9 protein-coding genes are annotated in these 17,171 nt (G+C 64.6%); 6 read left to right on the plus strand and 3 right to left on the minus strand.

What is annotated here, in order from left to right:
• The first annotated feature begins 60 nt into the window (after positions 1 to 60).
• The 6 genes from hemE to ACEN9T_RS08785 all read left to right on the plus strand — a co-directional run bounded on the left by hemE (position 61) and on the right by ACEN9T_RS08785 (position 12,547).
• A complete protein-coding gene (gene hemE, locus ACEN9T_RS08760; protein ID WP_413707541.1) occupies positions 61 to 1,155 on the plus strand; it encodes a uroporphyrinogen decarboxylase in 1,095 nt (364 codons plus the stop codon).
• Between the two features lie 591 nt (positions 1,156 to 1,746).
• Positions 1,747 to 4,044: a primosomal protein N' gene (locus ACEN9T_RS08765; RefSeq protein WP_413707542.1), complete on the plus strand. Its 2,298-nt coding sequence runs from the start codon at positions 1,747 to 1,749 to the stop codon at positions 4,042 to 4,044.
• A 706-nt stretch (positions 4,045 to 4,750) separates the two neighbouring features.
• Positions 4,751 to 8,722, plus strand: a complete 3,972-nt coding sequence (gene putA, locus ACEN9T_RS08770; RefSeq protein ID WP_413707543.1) for a trifunctional transcriptional regulator/proline dehydrogenase/L-glutamate gamma-semialdehyde dehydrogenase — start codon at positions 4,751 to 4,753, stop codon at positions 8,720 to 8,722.
• Between the two features lie 130 nt (positions 8,723 to 8,852).
• Positions 8,853 to 9,986: a branched-chain amino acid ABC transporter substrate-binding protein gene (locus ACEN9T_RS08775; protein ID WP_252692315.1), complete on the plus strand. Its 1,134-nt coding sequence runs from the start codon at positions 8,853 to 8,855 to the stop codon at positions 9,984 to 9,986.
• A 198-nt stretch (positions 9,987 to 10,184) separates the two neighbouring features.
• The gene (locus tag ACEN9T_RS08780) at positions 10,185 to 11,408 is read left to right on the plus strand and encodes a cation:proton antiporter (RefSeq protein ID WP_092976320.1); all 1,224 of its coding nucleotides are present in this window, start codon (positions 10,185 to 10,187) and stop codon (positions 11,406 to 11,408) included.
• Positions 11,409 to 11,413: 5 nt separating this feature from the next.
• The gene (locus ACEN9T_RS08785) at positions 11,414 to 12,547 is read left to right on the plus strand and encodes a YbdK family carboxylate-amine ligase (RefSeq protein WP_413707544.1); all 1,134 of its coding nucleotides are present in this window, start codon (positions 11,414 to 11,416) and stop codon (positions 12,545 to 12,547) included.
• A gap of 15 nt (positions 12,548 to 12,562) precedes the next feature.
• Here the strand turns inward: ACEN9T_RS08785 and ACEN9T_RS08790 are convergent, their stop codons facing one another.
• From ACEN9T_RS08790 to ACEN9T_RS08800, 3 genes are all read right to left on the minus strand, one after another.
• On the minus strand, positions 12,563 to 13,078 hold the full coding sequence (locus ACEN9T_RS08790; RefSeq protein ID WP_413708513.1) for an N-acetyltransferase family protein: 516 nt from the start codon (positions 13,076 to 13,078) through the stop codon (positions 12,563 to 12,565).
• Between the two features lie 14 nt (positions 13,079 to 13,092).
• Positions 13,093 to 15,147 carry an OPT family oligopeptide transporter gene (locus ACEN9T_RS08795; protein ID WP_413707545.1) on the minus strand — a complete coding sequence of 685 codons (2,055 nt, stop codon included), beginning with the start codon at positions 15,145 to 15,147 and terminating at the stop codon, positions 13,093 to 13,095.
• Between the two features lie 628 nt (positions 15,148 to 15,775).
• Complete coding sequence (locus ACEN9T_RS08800; RefSeq protein WP_092976684.1) at positions 15,776 to 17,152, minus strand: L-serine ammonia-lyase; 1,377 nt, start codon at positions 17,150 to 17,152, stop codon at positions 15,776 to 15,778.
• Positions 17,153 to 17,171: the final 19 nt, after the last annotated feature.

Below are 17,171 nucleotides of genomic sequence, written 5' to 3' on the forward strand. Positions count from 1 at the left end.
GTCAGGGCGGGATAAAAACACCATCCCTTACAATGGCGCCCTCCTCAAGAGTCCATCGCCATGTCCGCACCGCTCGCCAACGACACCTTCCTGCGCGCCCTGCGCCGCCAGCCCACCGACTACACGCCGCTCTGGCTGATGCGCCAGGCGGGCCGCTATCTGCCCGAGTACAACGCCACGCGCGCGCGGGCCGGCAGCTTTCTCGGCCTGGCCAAGTCGCCGGCATATGCGACGGAAGTGACGCTGCAGCCTCTGGATCGCTATCCGCTGGACGCGGCGATTCTGTTTTCCGACATCCTGACCGTGCCCGACGCCATGGGCCTGGGCCTGTCGTTCGCGCAGGGCGAGGGCCCGCGCTTTGCCAAGCCGGTGCGCACGGAAGCCGATGTGGCGGCGCTGGCGGTGCCGGACATGTCGTCGCTCCAATACGTGTTCGATGCCATGTCGGAAATCCGCCGGGCGCTTGTGCAGAACGGCCGCCAGCGTGTGCCGCTGATCGGCTTCTCGGGCAGCCCATGGACGCTGGCCTGCTACATGGTCGAAGGCGGCGGTTCGGACGACTTCCGCACCGTCAAGTCGATGCTCTACGCGCGTCCGGACCTGATGCACCGCATCCTGGAGATCAACGCGCAGGCCGTGATCGACTATCTGAACGCGCAGATTGAGGCCGGTGCCCAGGCGGTGCAGGTGTTCGATACTTGGGGTGGGGCGCTGGCCGATGGCATCTACCAGGAGTTTTCGCTGGCCTACATGGCGCGCGTGGTGAAAGGTATTCGCGCCGGGGCGGATGGCCAGCGCGTGCCGGTCATCCTGTTCACCAAGGGCGGCGGCCTGTGGCTCGAAGCCATGGCCGAGACGGGCGCCGACGCGCTAGGCGTGGACTGGACCGTCAACCTCCAGCTCGCCCGCCAGCGAACGGCTGGGCGCGTCGCCCTGCAGGGCAACCTGGACCCGACGGTGCTGTTTGCCGAACCCGACGCGATTCGCGCCCAAGTGCGCCGCGTGCTGGAAGACTACGCAGCCAGCGGCGACAGCGACGGCCACGTCTTCAACCTCGGTCACGGCATCTCGCAGTTCACGCCGCCCGAAGCCGTGACGGTGCTGGTGGACGAGGTGCACAGCTTCAGCCGTGCGTTGCGCACGAAAGCGAAGTAACACGTATCAGATCAATGTTGCGGTGCGATAGCGTTTGAATTGGGCCGCAGTAGTGCGTGAAGCCGGCGGCACGGAAGGGATTCTTCGCCGCTTTGGTGCAGTAAGGGTGAGTGACTACTCGCGTGCGGGTGGCCCCATCTGGCGCGAACGGGGTGTCAAGCGATTTATTTCGTGCTTTCTGGTGCGTAAGCCGGCTGTCAAGACTTGACTTATGCACAAAGCTGTCGCGGCTGGTTCTTTCTGCGGCGCAACAGAGAGCACGGTGTGCATCCAACGCATAAGTGTTTGATTTTTCTGAAAGAAAGCCGCGTGCGCGTAAATCGTGCAAGCTAGAAAAACGGTGAATCCATTGGCCTTCGCAGGCGCGGCAGGCGACTTTTCAACAAAGTTATCCACAGGCTGTGTGGATAGCCCGGAAAAGGGCCGCCGATCAGGGCGCCAAGGCACAAACCTCAAGTAATACTTGAACATTGAGCCGACCACGGCGATGGCTGTGAAGGCAAGGTGAGATGGGCAAGACGCATTTCCCAGGTGCAGGATCCGCCGCTGCATCGCAACATTCCCTTTGCAATTCAACCGTTTGCGCTTTGCATGACTACCGCCCAAGTCGACGCCGCGTTTTCTGATGCCAAGGTGTCGGCGCCCATTGCTCGGGTAGTGATCGATACGCCGCTCGACGCGGTGTTCGATTACCGATGTGGGCAGCCCGTGCTCCCGGGGCAACTGGTGGTGGTGCCGTTTGGCAACCGGCGCGTGGTGGCGTTGGTGGTCGAAACCGCAGCGACCACCGATGTTCCGCAAGAGAAACTGCGCGACGTCGAGCGTGTGCTCGACTGGGTACCGCCGCTCGACGGCGAATGGCGTGCCTTGGCCGAATTTGCTGCCGGCTACTACCACCGTGCACTGGGCGAGGTGGCGTTGCCGGCGCTGCCGCCGTTGTGGCGCACGCCTGGCAGTTGGGACAACCTCGCGCGCCAGGCCAACGAAACCGTCTACGTGATGTTCGAACCGGCCCGGGCCGCGTTGCTCGACAGCATTCCGAAACGTGCGTCCGGCGCCATGCGCCTGGCTGAAGCGCTGACCGGCGACGGTGAGCTGTCCACAAGCGCTGCCGTCGAACTGCACGGGCAAGCCGTCGCTAAGCTGCGGGATTGGACAGCCGTCGGATGGCTGCGCGCAGAATTGCGCCCGAAGGCGCTGTTGCCGCAACCGCTCGAAGTGCCGGCGCCTTCGGTCGCGCCCGCCCTGAACGACGAACAGGCCGCCGCCGTGGCGGCTATTGCCCAGGCCGGGGCGGCGGGTACCTTCAGCCCGTTCCTGCTGTATGGCGTGACCGGCAGCGGCAAAACCGAGGTCTACCTGCACGCCATCGCCGATACGCTGGTGCGCGACCCCGCCGCGCAGGTCCTGATGCTGGTGCCCGAGATCAACCTGACACCGCAACTGGAAGCGCGTATCGCCGCACGTTTTCCCGGGGTGCCCATGGCGGCGTTGCACAGCGGCCTGGCCGAACTGCCGCGTGCGCTGAACTGGCTGGCCGCCCATCGCGGCGAGGCCCGCATTGTCCTCGGCACGCGGCTGGCGATGCTGGCGTCGCTGCCTAACCTCGCGCTCATCCTCGTCGACGAAGAGCACGACACGTCGTACAAACAGCAGGAGGGGCTGCGCTATTCCGCACGCGATCTGGCGCTATGGCGTGCCAAGCAGCGCAACATCCCCGTCGTGCTGGGCTCAGCCACGCCGTCGCTGGAAACCTGGTGGCGCGCAGAACAGACCGCCACCACGCGCCTGACGCTGTCGCAACGCGCGCAGGCCGAAGCGGTCCTGCCGCGCGTATCGCTCGTCGACTTGAATCTGGAGCGCCGCGCCGGGCGTGAGATTCGCGATGGGCTGTCCAAACCGCTCGTCGATGCGATTGCCGATCGCCTGGCGCGCGGCGAACAGAGCCTGCTGTTCCTCAACCGCCGCGGCTACGCGCCCGTGCTGTCGTGCGACGCGTGTGGCTGGCTCTCGGGCTGCCCGCGTTGCTCGGCGTACCTGGTGCTGCACAAGCCCGAACGGCGCCTGCGCTGCCACCACTGCGGGTATGAATCCCGCATCCCGCATCACTGCCCCGACTGCGGCAACGTCGACATCGCCCCGCTTGGGCGCGGTACACAACGCATCGAAGAGACACTCGGCGAGCTGTTTCCGCAGGCCCGCGTCGCCCGCATCGACGCCGATTCCACCCGCCGCAAGGGGAGCGCCGAAGCGCTGTTCGACACGGTGCACGAAGGCAGCGTCGACATCCTGATCGGCACGCAGATGGTGGCCAAGGGGCATGACTTCCAGCGGGTGACGCTGGTGGGCGTGGTCGCACCCGACTCCTCACTGTTCTCGCACGACTTTCGCGCGGGGGAGCATCTCTTTGCATCGCTGATGCAGGTGGCGGGCCGCGCGGGCCGGGCCGGGCTGGCGGGGGAGGTGCTGATTCAGACGCGGTATCCGGACGCCCCCGCGCTGCAGGCGTTGGTTCGGCACGACTACGGCGGTTTTGCGCGCCAGTTGCTGCGGGAACGCAAGCAAGCCGGACTGCCGCCGTTTACCTATCAGGCACTGCTCACCGCCGAGCATAAGGAAGTGGCGCGGGCGCTTGAGTTCCTGGGGGCGGCGCGTTCTGTCGGTGAAGCCTTGGCCGCTGAATTGGGCGCACCGGTGTTTTTGCATGACCCCGTGCCGATGACGATGGTGCGGTTGGCCAACCGCGAGCGCGCGCAGTTGCTGGTGGAGTCGGCTTCTCGGGCGGCTTTGCAGAAGTTCTTGTCTGCCTGGACCGAGGGGTTTGCTGGGATCGGCAAGACTGTGAAGGGGGTGCGGTGGCAGTTGGAGATTGATCCTTTGAGGATTTGAGGGCTGGTGGTCCACCTCCCTTTCGTTCCCTGCCGGGACCGACTTACTTTTCTTTGTCTTGCCAAAGAAAAGTAAGCAAAAGAAAGGCGCGCCCGAGATGGCGAAAGATTCCTTGAATTTGCGTAACCGGGCGGAGGCGGGGAAAACTCGCTTCGCTCAGACAGTTCCCCGCCTTGTTTCCGCCCGCTTACGAAAATTCAAGGCGCCATCAAGGGCCCAACGTCAAAAGAGAAAGGCCAACCCATCGTGCGGTTGGCCTTTTCGTTTGGGCCGGCGCCCCGAGGGTTTGGGTTTGTCCTTTGACTTTCCTGCCCTAGATGGCGCCTTGAATTTCTGTTGCAGGGAGGAGAAAGAGGGGAGGCGCTGTTTGAGCGCAGCGAGTTTGCCTCCCCTCCCTCCCTGCGACATAAATTCAAGGAATCCTTCGCCATCTCGGGCGCGCATTTCTTTGCTTACTTTCTTTGGGCAAGACCAAAGAAAGTGAGTCAGCCCCGGCAGGGGATGAAACAAGGGATGCACCAAAAACAAAAAACCAAGCCCATAAATCGACCCCAAGCATCTCCAACATCACCTGCGGTTGCACCCTAATCTACCCATTTCGAACCAAGGGGTTTCACTAGGTTGCACCTTCAAGATCGCCAGGCGTATGATCCGCCCAATTTGCCGGCCACAAGCTAGGCAATGGCAGCTCTGGATAGGAACCCACATGGCTACAACCACCCTCGGGGTCAAGCTGGACGATGCTTCGCGTGAACGCCTCAAGCGCGTTGCGCAGTCCATTGACCGCACGCCGCACTGGCTGATCAAGCAGGCGATCTTCACGTATCTGGACCAAGTGGAGCGGGGGCAGCTGCCAACTGATGCAAACGGCCCGGCGGCGGATGGCCTCCCGTCCGCCGCCGCAGCCGTCTCCGACGTGCACGAGGGTGATGAGCCCGCGGTGCAACCGTTCCTCGAATTCGCACAAAGCGTGCAACCGCAATCGGTCTTGCGCGCTGCCATCACCGCCGCTTATCGCCGGCCAGAAACCGAAGCGATTCCGATGTTGCTGGAGCAGGCCCGTCTGCCGGGCGCGCTCGCCTCGGAAGCCAAGCAGCTCGCACGGGACCTCGCCGGCAAGCTGCGCACGCAAAAGGTCGGCACTGGCCGCGAAGGGCTGGTGCAGGGCCTGATCCAGGAATTCTCCTTGTCGAGCCAGGAAGGCGTGGCGCTGATGTGCCTGGCCGAGGCGCTGCTGCGCATTCCTGACAAGGCCACGCGCGACGCACTCATCCGCGACAAGATCAGCAACGGCAACTGGTATTCGCATGTCGGCCAGAGTCCGTCGCTGTTTGTGAATGCCGCCACCTGGGGCCTGTTGCTCACGGGCAAGCTGGTCGCCACGCATAACGAAGCGGGGTTGTCGAAGGCGCTTACGCGCATCATCGGCAAGAGCGGCGAGCCGCTGATCCGCAAGGGCGTGGACATGGCGATGCGCTTGATGGGCGAGCAGTTCGTCACTGGCGAAACCATTTCTGAAGCGCTGGCCAACGCGCGCAAGTTCGAAGCCGAAGGCTTCCGCTACTCCTACGACATGCTCGGCGAGGCCGCAATGACGGAGGAAGACGCCCAGCGCTACCTCGCGTCGTACGAGCAGGCCATCCGCGCGATCGGCCAGGCGTCGGGCGGGCGCGGCATCTACGAAGGGCCGGGTATCTCGATCAAGCTGTCGGCGCTGCATCCGCGCTACTCGCGCGCGCAGTACGACCGCACGATCAACGAGCTGTATCCGCGTGTGAAGGCGCTGGCGATGCTGGCGCGTGAATACGACATCGGCATCAATATCGATGCCGAAGAAGCCGACCGCCTGGAACTGTCGCTCGACCTGCTGGAGCGCCTGTGCTTTGCGCCCGAGCTGGCCGGCTGGAACGGCATCGGCTTCGTGGTGCAGGGCTATCAGAAACGCTGCCCGTTCGTGCTCGACTACATCATCGATCTGGCCCGCCGCAGCAAGCACCGCCTGATGATCCGCCTGGTGAAGGGCGCGTATTGGGACAGCGAGGTCAAGCGCGCCCAGGTCGACGGCCTGGAGGGCTACCCGGTCTACACGCGCAAGGTCTATACCGACGTGTCGTACCTGGCCTGCGCCCGTAAGCTGCTGGCTGCGCCGGAAGCGATCTTCCCGCAGTTCGCCACGCACAACGCGCACACCTTGGCCGCCATTTATCACATGGCCGGCCAGAACTATTACCCCGGTCAATACGAATTCCAGTGCCTGCACGGCATGGGCGAGCCGCTGTACGAGCAGGTTGTCGGTAACAAACCGGGCAAGCTGAACCGCCCGTGCCGCATCTACGCGCCGGTCGGCACGCATGAAACGCTGCTGGCCTATCTGGTGCGCCGTCTGCTGGAAAACGGCGCCAATACCTCGTTCGTGAACCGTATTGCGGATGAGTCGATTCCTCTGGACGACCTCGTCGCCGATCCGGTGGCAGTGGTGGAAAAGATGCACGCCGATGAAGGGACGCTCGGCCTGCCGCATCCGAAGATTCCGCTCCCGCGCCACCTTTACGGCGATGTGCGTGCCAACTCGTCAGGCATTGATCTGGCGAACGAGCAGCGCCTGGCGTCGTTGTCGTCCGCCCTTCTTGCGGGCACGAGCACGGTCTGGAACGCCGAGCCGACCATCGGCGATGCGCCTTACACGGGCGGCACACCGCTGCCCGTGCGCAATCCGGCCGACCTGCGCGACGTGGTGGGCCACGTGACGGAAGCCACTGAAGCCGACGTGGATGCCGCGTTGTCGGCCGCCGCCGCTGCCGCCCCGATTTGGCAAGCCACGCCGCCCGAGGCGCGCGCCGCGCTGCTCGATCGCGCAGCAGACCTGATGGAAGGCGAGATGCAGCACCTGATGGGGCTGATCATTCGCGAGGCGGGCAAGACGCTGTCCAACGCCATTGCGGAAGTGCGCGAAGCCGTCGACTTCCTGCGTTATTACGCAGCGCAGGTGCGCGGCGGGTTCTCCAACGACACGCATCGCCCGCTGGGCCCCGTGGTCTGTATCAGCCCGTGGAACTTCCCGCTGGCGATCTTCACCGGCCAGGTGAGCGCAGCGCTCGCCGCGGGCAACCCTGTGCTGGCCAAGCCTGCCGAACAGACCCCACTGATCGCCGCTCAGGCCGTGCGCATCCTGCGCGAAGCGGGCGTGCCGGCTGGCGCCGTGCAACTGCTGCCGGGCCGTGGCGAGACCGTCGGCGCCGCGCTGGTGAAGGACATGCGCACTAAGGGCGTGATGTTTACCGGCTCGACCGAAGTCGCGCGCATCCTGCAGCGCACGCTGGCCGGCCGCCTGGACGCCAACGGCGCGCCGATCCCCCTGATTGCGGAGACGGGCGGCCAGAACGCGATGATTGTGGATTCTTCCGCGCTGGCCGAGCAGGTGGTGGCGGATGTGCTGTCGTCTGCGTTTGATTCGGCAGGCCAACGTTGCTCGGCGCTGCGCGTGCTGTGCCTGCAGGACGACGTCGCCGACCGCGTGCTCGCGATGCTCAAGGGCGGCATGGCCGAACTGGCGATGGGCAATCCGGATCGCCTCGCCACCGATGTCGGCCCGGTGATCGACGCCGAAGCGCGCGACAACATCGTCGGCCACATCGAAGCGATGCGGGCCAAGGGCCGCCGTGTGCATCAGGCGCCGGTGCCAGCCGCCTGCGCGCACGGTACCTTCGTGCCCCCGACCGTGATCGAGCTCGACAGCCTGTCGGACCTGACGCGCGAGATCTTCGGCCCCGTGCTGCACGTGGTGCGCTGGAAACGCTCCGGTGACAACGCCGGCCTGACCAAGCTGATCGAGCAGATCAACGGCACGGGCTACGGCCTGACGCTGGGCATCCACACGCGTATCGACGAGACCATCGCGCACGTGGTGGACCGCGCGCACGTCGGCAACCTGTATGTGAACCGCAATATCGTCGGCGCCGTGGTGGGCGTGCAGCCGTTCGGCGGCGAAGGCCTGTCGGGCACGGGCCCGAAGGCCGGCGGCCCGCTGTATCTGCTGCGTTTGCTCTCGACGTGCCCGCAGGACGGCATGCGCACTGCGCTGGAACTGACCGCTGGCGCCGGCACGGAAATCGATACCGATGCGCGCCGCGCGCTGCTGGCGCCATTCGATGCGCTAACGGATTGGGCACGCAAGCAGTCGCCTGAGCTGGCATCGCTGTGCGAACGCCTGGCTGCGGCGTCGGCCACGGGCGCCACGGCCACGCTGCCGGGCCCGACGGGCGAGCGCAACACCTACACGCTGCTGCCGCGCGAAGCGGTGCTGTGCGTGGCGGCGGATCCGGCCGATTGGCTGCGCCAGCTGGCGGCTGTGCTGGCCGTGGGCAGCGTGGCCGTTGTGCAGGAAAACCCTGCCATCGAAGCGGTACTTCGGGGCTTGCCGGCGGCAGTACAATCGCGCGTCCGTGTGGTCGGGTCGACCGACGAAGCGGCATTTGATGCGGTGCTGCACCACGGCGATTCGGACCATCTGCGCGCCATTTGCGAAGGACTGGCACGACGTGCCGGCCCGATCGTGGGCGTGCAAGGCCTGCCGCATGGCGGGGAAGGGCTGGCGCTGGAGCGCCTGCTGATCGAGCGTTCGCTGTCGGTCAATACGGCCGCAGCGGGTGGCAACGCCAGCCTGATGACCATCGGCTGACGGGGAGCACGAGCAGGATTCGCAGCGGCATCCGCACGACGGGTACGGATGGCGCGCGAAGCGGGAGGAGGGCGACGGTGATCCCGTCGCGCTATTGATCCAAATTGCGTTTGAACTAGGAGACGCACAAATGAAATTGAAGCAACTGTGTCTGGCGGCGGCGCTGTGCGCGCTGGGTAGTGCGGCATCGGCCCAAGAAGTCATCAAGCTGGGCTACGCCGGCCCGATGACCGGTCCTCAAGCCCAGTACGGCAAGGACATGCAGAACGGTCTGACGCTGGCTGTGGAAGAGTTCAACGCCACCAAGCCGAAGATCGCCGGCAAGGAAGTCAAGTTCCAGCTGATCTCGGAAGACGACCAGGCTGACCCGAAGACCGGCACCACCGTCGCACAGAAGCTTGTGGACAGCGGCATCAAGGGCATGCTGGGCCACTTCAACTCGGGTACGACCATCCCGGCCTCGCGCATCTACAACAACGCCGGCATTGCAGAAATCGCGATGGCAACGGCACCGGAATACACGAAGCAAGGCTACAAGACGACGTTCCGCATGATGACCTCCGACACCCAGCAGGGTTCGGTGGTCGGCACGTACGCCGTCAAGAAGCTGGGCTACAAGAACATCGCCATCGTTGATGACCGCACCGCTTACGGCCAAGGTCTGGCAGACGAGTTCGAGAAGGCCGCCAAGGCTGCCGGCGCCACCATCGTGCGTCGCGAGTTCACCAACGACAAGGCCAGCGACTTCAAGTCGATCCTCACGCAGATCAAGGCCAAGAAGCCTGACGCCGTGTTCTACGGCGGCGCGGAAGGCCAATCGGCTCCGCTGGTCAAGCAGATGCGCGAACTGGGCATGAAGTCCACGCTGATGTCGGGCGAAATGTCCAAGACCGACGACTTCATCAAGCTGGCTGGCGCGCAATCGGCCGAAGGCGTGGTGTGCTCGCTGGCCGGTCTGCCGCTGGAACAAATGCCGGGCGGCGCTGGCTACAAGGCCCGCTATGAGAAGCGCTTCGGCACGCCGGTGCAGACGTACTCGCCGTACGCCTACGACGGCGCGATGGCCCTGATGCAAGCCATGGTGAAGGCCGGCTCGTCGGATCCGAGCAAGTACCTGCCGATCCTGGCCGCGACCAACATGCAAGGCGTGACCGCCAAGCATTACGCCTACGACGACAAGGGCGACCTCAAGGACGGCGGTATCACCGTCTACAAGGTCACCGGCGGCAAGTGGACGCCGCTGGAGAGCGTCGGCGGTAAGTAATCCGACCGGCTCTCAGCCATTCGCAGTATGAAAACCGCCCTCCGGGGCGGTTTTTCTTTGCTGGCGGCCAACGTCTCCAAACGCAGAGTTGTCGCCTTCTGCATTCAACATCATCGATCTATTGTTAAATATCGTGTAACACGGGTCTAACGCGTGTCAGTGCTTGGCTGACTTTCCCAAGTGGGTGCTTCGGGTACCATGTCGCCCATGACAGGACTTCACGATCTCTTCCCTTCGTGGCCGCCCGAACCCGGCGGTCTTTTCTGGGTCGGGCTGGCGCTGGTCGGTGCGGCGTTGTGCGGCGAGTTTGCGCGTGCGGCGCTCAAGCTGCCGCGCATCGTCGGCTACGCGGCAGCGGGGCTGGTGGCCGGCGTGCTGGGCCGCCCGCTCATCGACGCCGACATGCTCGACCAGACCCACATCCTGATCGAGATGGCGCTGGCGTTGGCGCTGTTCGAACTGGGTCACCGGTTGTCGTTCGAGTGGCTGCGTGCCAATCGTTGGCTGTTGCTCACCAGTGGCTTCGAGAGCCTGCTGACCTGGGGCCTCGTCACCTGGGTGCTACAGCTGTTTGGCGTGGCGACGCCGGTGGCGGTGGCCGCGGGCGCCATCGCCGTGGCCACGTCCCCCACGGTGCTGCTGCAACTGAAGAACGAGCTGCGCGCCGAAGGCCAGGTGACGGAGCGGTTGCTCTCGCTGGGCGCGCTCAACAGCATCTACGCCAGCGTGCTGGTGCCGCTTACCGCGGGCTGGCTGCACAGCGAATACGGCCATTGGGCGGCGGCGCTGCTCCATCCGCTGTACCTGCTGGCAGGTTCCGTGCTCCTTGCCTGGGTGGTCGGCAAGGTGGGTCATGCGTTGTATCACCGCATGGCGGGTGACGATCACTACGCGTTCCTGGTGCTGGTCGGCCTGGTCCTGTTTGCGCTGGCGATGGCCAAGCTGCTCAAGCTGTCGGTGCCGCTCACGTTGCTGCTGGCAGGCGTGGTGTTCAAGCATCAGGACGATCACCCGCGCGTGTGGCCGTCGCACTTCGGCAGCGCTGGCAGCATCCTCATTGTGGTGATGATCGTGTCGCTTGGTTTGCCGCTCAAGGCGTCGGACTGGGTGATCGGCGGTGTGGCGGCGGTGGCGCTGGTGCTGTCGCGCTTCATTGCCAAACTGGCGGCCACGACGGCGCTGGGCTCGTTCTCGGGCCTGTCGATGCGGCAGAGCATCGCGCTGGGCCTGGCGCTTGGGCCCATGTCGGGACTGTCATGGTTGCTGATGCACGATACGGCGGCACTGTATCCACAAACCGGCGGGCCGCTTGCGGCCATCATTCTTTGCACGCTGGCGATCCAACAGATTGCCGCGCCGATCCTGACCGCGCGTTCGCTGCGCTGGGCAGGTGAGGTGCGACAAGACGAAGGGAGGCACTGAGCCCCATGTCCCTCGAACCGTTCTCGAAATCCGAAGCCCTGACGTTTGGCGTCGAGCTGGAATTGCAGCTCGTCAATCGCCATGACTACGACCTCGCGTCAGCGTCGCCCGACCTGCTGCGCATGCTCAAGGGCAAGGAATACCCCGGCGACATCAAGCCGGAGATCACCGATTCGATGATCGAGATCTCCACCGGCATCTGCCACAGCCACGATGAAGCGCTCTGGCAGTTGCGCGAGATGCGCGATCGCATGGCCGACGCCGCCACGGCGCTGAACATCGGCATCTGTGGCGGTGGCACGCATCCGTTCCAGCAATGGAGCCAGCGCCAGATCTCGCAATCGCCGCGCTATCAGTACATCTCGGATCTGTACGGCTACCTCGCCAAGCAGTTCACCGTGTTCGGGCAGCACGTGCATATTGGCTGCCCCAATCCCGACGATGCGTTGTACCTGCTGCACGCCATGTCGCGCTACGTGCCGCACTTCATTGCGCTGGCCGCGTCGTCGCCATTCGTGCAGGGCGTGGATACGGGGTTTGCTTCCGCGCGCATGAACTCGGTCAGCGCCTTCCCGATGTCGGGCCGCGCGCCGTTCGTGCTGACGTGGGATGCCTTCATCGCGTACTTCGACAAGATGCACGCCACCGGCGTCATCGAAAGCATGAAGGACTTCTACTGGGACATCCGCCCCAAGCCCGAATTCGGCACGATCGAAGTCCGCGTGATGGACACCCCGCTGACCGTCGAACGCGCGGCCGCCATCGCCGCCTATATCCAGGCATTGGGCCGCTGGCTGCTGCTCGATCGCCCGTTCATGCCCGAGGAAGACGATTACCTCGTCTACACCTTCAACCGCTTCCAGGCATGCCGCTTCGGGCTGGCCGGCGAATACGTCGACCCGGCCACGGGCAACCGCGGCGCGCTGGCTGATCACATCCTGGAAACGAGCAAGGTGCTGTCGGCACACGCCGAAGCGCTGTCGTCCGAAGGCGCGCTCGACATGGTGCGGGAGGTGGTGGAGGGGCGCGATGCGGATGCTGAATGGATCCGCGCGGCGCAACGTGAAACCCGCAACCTGCACGAGACCGTGCGACGCGGCTGCGGGCGTTGGACGCAGGCGGCAACGCAGCCCGCCTGACGCATCGAGGAACGGTCAGTCGTTGCGGACCGTTCCGGGCGCTTCAAGCCAGCGCTGCATGAACACGAGGTCGAGCCACTTGCCGTGCTTGATGGCGGCCTCGGGCATGCGGCCCACTTCCTTGAAGCCGAGCTTTTCGTGCAGGCGGATCGAACCTGCATTGGCGCCGTCGATGGCGCCCACCATCAGGTGCTTGCCCAGCGCTGCGGCACGCTCGCAGAGCGCTTCGACCAGCAGGCTGCCCAGCCCCTTGCCGCGCCAGTCGCGATGAATATGCACCGAGTGCTCGACGGTGGTGCGAAAGCCCGGGTACGGCCGGAAATCCCCAAACGATGCAACGCCTGCCACCTGCCCGCCATCATCGGCCACCAGCACCGGATACCCCTGCGTGGCACGCAAGGCCAGCCACGCGGTGCGGTCTTCCAGCGTGACCGGCGTTTCGGTGTAGATCGCGTTGGAGGTGGCGATCACGTCGTTGTAGATGGCGAGGATGGCCGGCAGGTCGGCCTCCGTTGCGTCGCGGAGCAGCATATTGTGTGAGGGCATCAATGAGTCGGACGCACCGCCAGTACGCGGCGCGCGAAGGCCCAGCATACCAAGGCGAACACGATCAGCCCAAGCCATTGCGCCGTGCCTTCAAACGACGCACCGACGATCGCCAGCGGCGCATCCTTGCCCGTGCCGCCGATGATGGCTGCCATCAATACGCCGACCAGACTTTCGCCCACGATCAGGCCCGACGCCAGCAGCACGCCGTGGCGGTTCGGCACCTCGGCATAGCGCTCGTACGGCACGCCGGCTGCCTGCGCACGCTTGGCAAGAATCTTTTCGATGACCCACGCCAGCACCGCGCCGGTCACCAGCACTGTGCTGATCGTCGGCGGCAGGTAGATGCCGATGCCCACCGCCAGCACCGGCAGACGGGCGACACCGCCACGCTGCTTGAGCGCCCAGTCGACGGCGATCAGGAGCACACCGATGACGATGCCCGCAATCACCATGTTCCATTCCAACTGGTGCGTGAAGATGCCGGTGGCAATGGCCGTCATGAGCGTCGCCTGCGGGGCGGAAAGCGCCTGCGCCGCGTCCATACCGGCACGCGGCAGCGCGCCCGGGAAGCCATACGCGTTGTACAGCAGTTCCAGCACCGGCGAGATGACCGCCGCGCCCGCCACGCAGCCGATCAGCAGCGCCACCTGCTGGCGCCATGGCGTGGCGCCGACCAACCAGCCCGTCTTCAGATCCTGCAGGTTGTCATTGGAGATGGTCGCCACGGCCACCACGGCTGAGGTTGTGAAGATTGCCAGCGCAATGCCCAGCTTGCTCGCTTCGGGCGAACCCACGATGCCGTTGTCCGCGCCGATGGCCAACAGCAGCAGCGACACCAAGGTGATGGCGATGATGCCAATGCCCGAAATCGGGCTCGACGACGAACCGATCAGCCCGGCCATGTAGCCGCACGCCGCTGCCACCAGAAAGCCGAACACCACCGCAAAGATCACCGCGCAGGTGATCAGCGTCCAGCGCGAGCCTGCCGACAGCATGGTCGGCGCCAGGAACGCAGCAAAGGTGATCACCAGCACCACGACCATGGCCAGCGTGACCAGCAGAATCCAGCGTGGCGCCATGTCCTGCTCGGTGCGCTGCGCGCCATCGGCCTTCGGGCGCAGGCTGCCGAACGAGCGCTTCACGCCGTGCACCACCGGGCCGATCAGCGTGCCCAGCGTCCACACGGCCGCCACCGCGATCACGCCTGCACCGATAAAACGCACCTGCGTGCGCCACACATCCGTGCCGAACGCCGAGAGCGCCTTGCCCGCCGGCATCGGCGTGATGGAGGTCAGATACGGCACGGCGATGCCCCAGGCGATCACCAGGCCCACCAGCATGGCCAGCCCGGCCACTAGGCCGATCAGGTAGCCCGCGCCCAGCAGCGCCGTCGAAAAGCCCATTGGCAAGCGCACTACCGCGGCACCCGCTGCGAACCACCAGCTAGCCCCTTCGCCCAGCAGGCGCAGGCCACTGGTTGCAAACGCCACGATGGCCGCGACAATGCCACCAGCAGCGAGATCGCGCATGCCGGTCGCGGCGGGCACCGCCTCGCCATCGTCGGCGTCTTCGCCGTCAGCAGATTGGCCACTGCCCACGCGGAGGATTTCCGCCGCCGCCACGCCTTCGGGATAGGGCAGGTCGCTCTGCACCACCATCGCATGGCGCAGCGGAATCGTGAACACCACGCCGAGCATACCGCCCGCCATGCACACTCCAAACGTTTGCCAGAACGGAAAACCTTGCCAGTGCCCAATCATCACCAGGCCGGGCAGGATAAAGATGATGGAAGACAGCGTCCCGGCCGCAGACGCCTGCGTCTGCACCATGTTGTTCTCGAGGATGTTCGTGCCGCCGAGCATACGCAGCACCGCCATGGAAATGACCGCTGCCGGAATCGCCGAAGAGAACGTCAGGCCGACTTTCAGGCCCAGGTACACGTTTGAAGCGGTAAAAATTACGGTGATGATGGCACCGAGGATCATGCCGCGTAGCGTCAGCTCGGGCAGGGTCGCTGCCGGAATGTGCTTGGGAGGATGGAGGGATTGCATCCTGCGGATCTCCAAAGAGGGTTCTTGTGGCGCGGATTATAGGAGTGGATGGGGGCGGGGGCTTGTGCGTTTTTTTTGGGGTGTCCTCTAGATTTGTTGTTTGTGGTCCATCTCTCTTTCGTACCCTGCCGGGCACGACTTACTTTTCTTTGTCTTGCCAAAGAAAAGTAAGCAAAAGAAAGGCGCGCCCGAGATGGCGACTTCCCCTTGAATTTATGTGACCGTGCGGGGAAGGAGGCAAACTCGCTGCGCTCAGACAAGCCTCCTTCCTTGATCCGCCCGCTCACAAAAATTCAAGGCGCCATCAAGGGCTCAACGTCAAAAGAGAAAGGCCAACCCGTCGTGAGGTTGGCCTTGTCGTTTGGGCCTGCGCTTCGGTGGTTTGGCCTTTGACTTTCCTGCCCTAGATGGCGCCTTGAATTTCTGTTGCAGAGAGGAAAAAGGAAGGGAAACTGTCTGAGCGAAGCGAGTTTTTCCCTTCCCCTCTCTGCGACATAAATTCAAGGAATCCTTCGCCATCTCGGGCGCGCATTTCTTTGCTTACTTTCTTTGGGCAAGACCAAAGAAAGTGAGTCAGCCCCGGCAGGGGATGAAACAAGGGATGCACCACCAAGACCCAAACCAAAAATCAGCACTCCACAATATTCACCGCCAACCCACCCCGCGCCGTCTCCTTGTACTTCGTCTTCATATCCGCCCCCGTCTCCCGCATCGTCTTGATCACGGAGTCGAGCGAAACATAGTGCGTGCCATCCCCACGCAACGCCATGCGCGCCGCATTCACGGCCTTCACAGACGCCATCGCATTGCGCTCAATACACGGAATCTGCACTAGCCCGCCCACCGGGTCGCACGTCAGCCCGAGGTTGTGCTCCATGCCGATCTCAGCCGCGTTCTCCACCTGCGCAGGCGTACCACCCAGCACCGCAGCAAGCGCACCCGCGGCCATCGAACACGCCACACCGACTTCGCCCTGGCACCCGACTTCCGCGCCCGAGATCGACGCGTTCATCTTGTAAAGCATGCCGATCGCGCCGGCGGTGAGGAGGAAGTCCACGATGCCGTCGTCATTCGCGCCGGGCACGAAGCGGTCGTAGTAATGCAGTACGGCCGGGATGATGCCCGCTGCGCCGTTGGTCGGCGCCGTGACGACGCGCCCGCCCGCAGCGTTCTCTTCGTTCACGGCAATCGCATACAGATTCACCCAGTCGATGACTGACAGCGGGTCGGACAGCGTGCGTTCGGCCTGCACCGTGAGCCGTGAATACAACTCGGCGGCACGGCGACGCACGTGGAACGGGCCCGGCAATTCGCCCTCCGTGCGGCACCCGCGCGCCACACATGCCTGCATCACGCGCCAGATGTTGAGCAGACCAGCGCGCACTTCAGCTTCCGTGCGCGACGTTAGTTCGTTTTCGAGCATCAGCCGGGCGATGGATTTGCCCGTCGATTCGCACATCGCCAGCAGTTCTTTGCCGCTGCGGAATGGATGCGGCAACTGGTCGTGCGCGGCCAGCACTTGCGTATTCGGCGCACCGGCCGTGACGACAAAGCCCCCTCCCACCGACAGGTAGCGCGCTTCGCGCAGCCGCTCGCCTGCGGCATCGAAGGCGTGGAACTTCATGCCGTTCGGATGTTCGGCCATCGCTTCGCGGCGATAGAAGGCGATGTGCTCCTTTTCGGTGAAGCGCACCGCGTGACGGCCCAGCAGCGACAGCGACTGCGACGCGCGCAGGGCCGCGAGCTTGTCTTCGATGGTGTCGGGGTCGATGGTGTCCGGCGCCTCGCCCATCAGGCCGAGGATGACGCCGCGGTCAGTGCCGTGGCCCTTGCCGGTGGCGCCGAGTGAGCCATACAGCTCCACGCGCACGCTGGCGACTTGCGGCATCAGCCCATCGGCTTCGAGGGCGGAGGCGAACATCAGCGCGGCGCGCATCGGCCCGACGGTGTGCGAGCTGGACGGGCCAATGCCGATCTTGAAGAGGTCGAAAACGGAAACAGCCATGGGGTGAGGCTCCGGGGGC

The organism is Ralstonia sp. Ralssp110, assembly GCF_047325135.1.
In the GTDB taxonomy this organism is placed as follows: Bacteria; Pseudomonadota; Gammaproteobacteria; order Burkholderiales; family Burkholderiaceae; genus Ralstonia; species Ralstonia mojiangensis.

Coding starts and splice junctions, on each gene's coding strand:
- hemE (WP_413707541.1), top strand. CDS start 61: ATGTCCGCACCGCTCGCCAACGACACCTTCCTGCGCGCCCTGCGCCGC.
- ACEN9T_RS08765 (WP_413707542.1), top strand. CDS start 1,747: ATGACTACCGCCCAAGTCGACGCCGCGTTTTCTGATGCCAAGGTGTCG.
- putA (WP_413707543.1), top strand. CDS start 4,751: ATGGCTACAACCACCCTCGGGGTCAAGCTGGACGATGCTTCGCGTGAA.
- ACEN9T_RS08775 (WP_252692315.1), top strand. CDS start 8,853: ATGAAATTGAAGCAACTGTGTCTGGCGGCGGCGCTGTGCGCGCTGGGT.
- ACEN9T_RS08780 (WP_092976320.1), top strand. CDS start 10,185: ATGTCGCCCATGACAGGACTTCACGATCTCTTCCCTTCGTGGCCGCCC.
- ACEN9T_RS08785 (WP_413707544.1), top strand. CDS start 11,414: ATGTCCCTCGAACCGTTCTCGAAATCCGAAGCCCTGACGTTTGGCGTC.
- ACEN9T_RS08790 (WP_413708513.1), bottom strand. CDS start 13,078: ATGCTGCTCCGCGACGCAACGGAGGCCGACCTGCCGGCCATCCTCGCC.
- ACEN9T_RS08795 (WP_413707545.1), bottom strand. CDS start 15,147: ATGCAATCCCTCCATCCTCCCAAGCACATTCCGGCAGCGACCCTGCCC.
- ACEN9T_RS08800 (WP_092976684.1), bottom strand. CDS start 17,152: ATGGCTGTTTCCGTTTTCGACCTCTTCAAGATCGGCATTGGCCCGTCC.